This is a genomic window from Streptomyces durocortorensis, from assembly GCF_016901035.1.
In the GTDB taxonomy this organism is placed as follows: domain Bacteria; phylum Actinomycetota; class Actinomycetes; order Streptomycetales; family Streptomycetaceae; genus Streptomyces; species Streptomyces durocortorensis.
Map to the genome: position 1 here is coordinate 262 of NZ_JAFEUF010000362.1, position 4,755 is coordinate 5,016.

General features: G+C 73.6%; 4 protein-coding genes and 1 pseudogene. 2 read left to right on the plus strand and 3 right to left on the minus strand.

The annotated features are described in order from the left end of the window. Positions 1-224: 224 nt before the first annotated feature. Positions 225-1,187, plus strand: coding sequence for a DMT family transporter (locus tag JS521_RS33715; RefSeq protein ID WP_205086692.1), 963 nt, complete (start codon positions 225-227; stop codon positions 1,185-1,187). Here the strand turns inward: JS521_RS33715 and JS521_RS33720 are convergent. Next, complete coding sequence (locus JS521_RS33720) at positions 1,184-2,263, minus strand: Zn-dependent alcohol dehydrogenase (protein ID WP_205086693.1); 1,080 nt, start codon at positions 2,261-2,263, stop codon at positions 1,184-1,186. The two genes, JS521_RS33715 and JS521_RS33720, sit on opposite strands and share 4 nt — an antisense overlap. 43 nt (positions 2,264-2,306) lie before the next feature. Then, positions 2,307-3,701 carry an aldehyde dehydrogenase family protein gene (locus JS521_RS33725; protein ID WP_205086694.1) on the minus strand — a complete coding sequence of 465 codons (1,395 nt, stop codon included), beginning with the start codon at positions 3,699-3,701 and terminating at the stop codon, positions 2,307-2,309. A 313-nt stretch (positions 3,702-4,014) separates the two neighbouring features. Between JS521_RS33725 and JS521_RS33730 the strand changes: the two genes are divergently transcribed. Then, positions 4,015-4,515, plus strand: coding sequence for a DinB family protein (locus tag JS521_RS33730; RefSeq protein WP_205086695.1), 501 nt, complete (start codon positions 4,015-4,017; stop codon positions 4,513-4,515). A 19-nt stretch (positions 4,516-4,534) separates the two neighbouring features. Here the strand turns inward: JS521_RS33730 and JS521_RS33735 are convergent. After that, positions 4,535-4,755 (minus strand): annotated as a pseudogene (locus tag JS521_RS33735) (sugar ABC transporter ATP-binding protein); the annotation flags it as partial.

Here is a 4,755-nt window from a genome sequence, read left to right on the forward strand (position 1 = left end):
CCGCCCCCCCCCCGGGGGGGGCCGCCCCCCCCCCCCCCCCCCGGGCCCCCCCCCCCCCCCCCGCAGGGGCTGAGGGTGGCAGGGTTCCGTCCTCAAACGCCGGACGGGCTGGGGGTGGCGTCGGACGGGCTTGGGCTGGGAGCACGGACTGGAAGCGGGGCGTCGGTTGACGGGGATTGACAATTCGGTGGGGGCCGAAGCTTTTCGGCTTTACGGTCGTGACCATGACGACGACCCCGACACCGCTCCCGGTCGCCCCGCCGGCCCACCGCTGGCGGGCCACCGCCGCCGCCTGCACCACCGTCGTGCTGTGGGCCTCCGCCTTCGTCTCCATCCGCAGTGCGGGCGAGGCCTACTCCCCCGGCGCGCTGGCACTCGGGCGGCTGCTGGCGGGCGTCCTGGTGCTCGGCGCGATCCTCCTCGTTCGCCGGGAGGGGCTGCCCGGACGAGGCGCCTGGCGCGGGATCATCACGTCCGGGGTGCTGTGGTTCGGGCTCTACATGGTCGCGCTCAACTGGGGTGAGCAGGAGGTCGACGCCGGCACTGCGGCGATGCTGGTGAACATCGGGCCGATCCTGATGGCTCTGATGGGCGCCCGGATGCTCGGCGAGGGGCTGCCCCGGCGCCTGCTCCTGGGCATGGGCATCTCCTTCTCCGGTGCGGTCGTCGTCGGCCTCGCGATGTCCGGGCACGGCAGCTCGTCCGTGCTGGGCGTGGCGCTCTGCCTGCTGGCCGCGGTGGTGTACGCGCTGGGCGTGGTGAGCCAGAAGCCCGCGCTCGCGTACGGCTCCTCGCTCCAGATCAACACCTTCGGCTGCCTGATCGGCGCCGTCGCCTGCCTGCCGTTCACCGGGGTGCTGGTCTCGGAGGCGGCCGACGCGCCGATGTCCGCCACGCTGAACATGATCTACCTGGGCGTCTTCCCGACCGCGCTGGCTTTCACCACCTGGGGCTACGCCCTGGCCCGGACGACGGCGGGCCGGATGGGCGCCACCACGTACGCGGTCCCGGCGATCGTGGTGCTCATGGCCTGGGTACTGCTGGACGAAGTACCGACCCCGCTCGGCGTCCTCGGCGGGCTGCTCTGCCTGGCCGGGGTGGCGGTGTCCCGGAGCCGCCGGCGGACCGGGCCCGTGCGCGAGAACCCGGCCCCGGCAGATGTGGCCACCCGCTCGGACGCGCCCTAGAAGACCACCAGCGCCCGGCCGCCCTTGCCCGCGATCATGTTGTCGAAGGCGGCCGGGATACCGTCCAGGGCGATGTGCTCGGTGACCATCATCGACAGGTCGAAGCGGCCCGCGCGGATGTGGTCGGCGAGGGCGGGCAGGTCGCGGGCCGGGTCGCTGTTGCCGTAGACGCAGCCCGTCAGGGACCGGCCCCAGTGGAAGATCTCCAGGGCGTTGAAGGTGACTTCCTGGTCCTTGCCGCCGATCCCGACGACCGTCGTACGGCCGCCGCGCCGGGTGGACTCCCAGGCGGCCCGGATGGTCGCGGGCCGGCCGACGCACTCGACCGCGACGTCCGTGCCCTGACCGCCGGTCAGTTTGCGGATCTCGCGCGGGGTGGTGGCGGAGGCGATGACGTAGTCCGTCGCTCCCGCCTGCCGGGCCAGCTCCTCCTTGGCCGGGGAGACGTCGACCGCGATGATCCGGGACGCGCCCGCGATCCGGGCGGCCTGGAGTACGGCGAGGCCGACGCCGCCGATGCCGAAGACGACCACGCTCTCGCCCTCGCGGACCCGGGCGCTGTGGTGGATCGCCCCGTAGCCGGTGAGGACCGCGCAGCCGAGCAGGGCGGCGTCGGTGAGCGGGATACCGTCGGGGGCGGGGAGCACGCAGTTGGCGGCGACGACGGTCTCCTCCGCGAAGGCCGCGACGTTGAGGCCGGGGTGGAGGTCGGTGCCGTCCGCCGTACGGGCGTGGAGGTTGGACGTCCCCTTCAGCGCGTCGGCGCAGAGCCACACCTCGCCGATCCCGCAGTGGAAGCACGCCCCGCAGGAGGGGGCCCAGTTGAGGACCACGCCGTCGCCGGGCGCGACATGCGTGACGCCCTCACCGACCGCCAGGACCGTACCCGCCCCCTCGTGGCCGAGAACGGCGGGCACCGGGACGCGCATGGTGCCGTTGGAAAGGGACAGGTCGGAGTGGCAGACCCCGGCGGCGGCGAGCGCGATCCGCACCTGGCCGGGGCCGGGCTCCGGCAGGACGATGTCGGTGATCTCCAGCGGAGCTCCGACGGCAGGCAGTACGGCGGCGCGAACCACGAACAGGCTCCTTACGAGGAATACGAGGAGAGGGCTACGGGGGTCAGAACTGGAGCGACTTGGTCTGGAGGTACTCCGCCAGACCGTGCGGGCCCAGCTCGCGGCCGACCCCCGACTGCTTGTAACCGCCGAACGGGGCCATCGGGTTGAACCGCCCGCCGTTGATGTCGACCTGCCCGGTGTCCATCCGGCGGGCGAAGGCCACCGCTTCCTCGTCGTCGGCGGCCCACACGGCCCCCGCGAGCCCGTACACGGTGTCGTTGGCGATGCGGAGCGCGTCGTCCACGTCCTCGTAACGGAGGATCGAGACCACCGGGCCGAAGATCTCCTCCTGGGCGATCGTCATGTCCGGGGTGACGTCGGCGAAGACGGTCGGGCTGACGTAGAAGCCGGTGTCCAGCGGCGCGTCCGGGCCGCCCGCGATCAGCCGGGCCCCTTCTTCGACGCCCTTCTCGATGTAACCGCGCACCCGGGCCTGCTGCTTGGCGTTGACCAGCGGGCCGACCCGTTCCCCGGCCACGTACTTGGTGACGGCGTTCGCGGCCAGCTCCACGGCCTCGTCGTACCGCTCGGCGTCCACCAGCATCCGGGTCCAGGCGCTGCACGTCTGACCGGAGTTGGTCATCACGTTGGCGATGCCGACGTTGACCGCCTTGGCGAGATCCGCGCCGGGCAGGATCACGTTGGCGGACTTGCCGCCCAGTTCGAGTGCGACGCGCTTGATCGCGGCTCCGGCGGTGGCGCCGATCTGCCTGCCCACGGCGGTGGAGCCGGTGAACGAGACCAGGTCGACGTCCTCGTGCGCGGCGAGCGCCTGGCCGGCGACCGGTCCGAGGCCGGTGACGAGGTTGAAGACCCCCGGCGGCAGCCCGGCCGCCTCGGTCGCCTCGGCGAAGAGCTGGGCGGTGAGCGGGGTGTCCTCGGCGGGCTTGAGGACGACGGTGCAGCCTGCGGCGAGCGCGGGGGCGACCTTGGCGACGATCTGGTGGAGCGGGTAGTTCCAGGGGGTGATCGCGCCGACCACGCCGACCGGTTCCAGCAGCACGGTGGAGTTGCCGATCCGCTCCTCGAACGTGTGGCGGGCGGCCAGTTCGGCGTACGAGGCGGCCACCAGCACGGGCACGCCCGCGTGGACCATCTGCGACAGCGGCAGGGGCGAGCCCAGCTCCGCCGTGATCGTCTCGGCCAGCACGTCCTTGCGGGCGGCCAGCGCGTCGGCCAGCGCGGTGAGCCGGGCCGCGCGCTCGGCGGGCGGCGTCGCGGCCCAGGCGGGGAAGGCGGCGCGCGCGGCCCGCACCGCCGCGTCGACGTCCTCGGCCGTCCCCGCCGGTACGTGGGCGATGACCTGCTCGTCGGCCGGGTTCACGACCGCGATCGTGTCCCGGCCCACGGCGGGCCGCCACGCACCGTCGATGTACATCTCGTCATGGGTCTGCATGGCTGTGTCCTCCCGGACGTGCTGTGCGGAGCGCCGAAGCCGTGCGGCGGGCGCGGGGCACGCGTCGCACCCGCCCAAACTAGCGCCGTTAGTTTTTCGGCGCCAGGGAGTCTCCCGAGACGCCCGTCACGCCGCACGCGTACGCCCCCGGGCCCTCTACCCGCTTCCCGGGCCGGCCACCCGCGCTCCGGCCCGGCTTGCCGGAACGGCATGAGCCCTTGTCCCGACGGCCGGGGGCGGGGCAAGACTGGGACAAAGCCGGGGCGAGTCCCGCGCATCCGGATCATCCATGACCATCCATCGAGGAGGCACCATGACCGCCGCGCCCCGTACCCGAAGCCGCCGGGACACCCCGCCGCCCCGGACCGGGGGCAGCGAGGCCGAGGTGCTGCGCGGCTTCCTCGACTATCTGCGCGACTCGGTCCGCGCGAAGGTCGAGGGCGCCCCGGAACCGGCGGTCCGCACCGCGGGAGTGCCCTCCGGCACGAACCTGCTCGGCCTGCTCAACCACCTGGCCCTCGTCGAGCGGGCCACCTTCCTCGGGGAGCGGGTCGGCGACTGGCAGGCGACGTTCCACGCCGCCCCCGAGGACGGCGTGGCCGACGTCGTCGCCCGCTACCGCGACGCGGTCGCGGAGGCGAACGCCGTACTCGACGGATGCACCGACCTCGGTGCGCCGTTGCCCCGCCCACGGCCGGACAGCCGCGCTCCCAGCGCCCGTTGGGCGCTCACCCATCTGATCGAGGAGACCGGCCGCCACGCCGGTCACGCGGATATCCTCCGCGAGCTGATCGACGGCTCGACCGGGCGCTGAAGACGCCCGCGCCTGCCCCCTAAGGCCTGTCGTCCAGCCCGGGCACCTCCTGGGGCAGCGGGCAGATGCGGCGGCCGTAGTGGTCGAAGACGTACAGATGGGCGAGGTCCACCAGCAGCGGCACCTGTCCTCCGGTCCGCAGCCGCATGTCGGGGCCGGTGCGCACGACCAGGTCGCCGGAGGGGGTGGCGGGGTGGTCGGGGCCCCGCGGCTCCGTGGGGTCGGCGGCGGGTTCGTCGA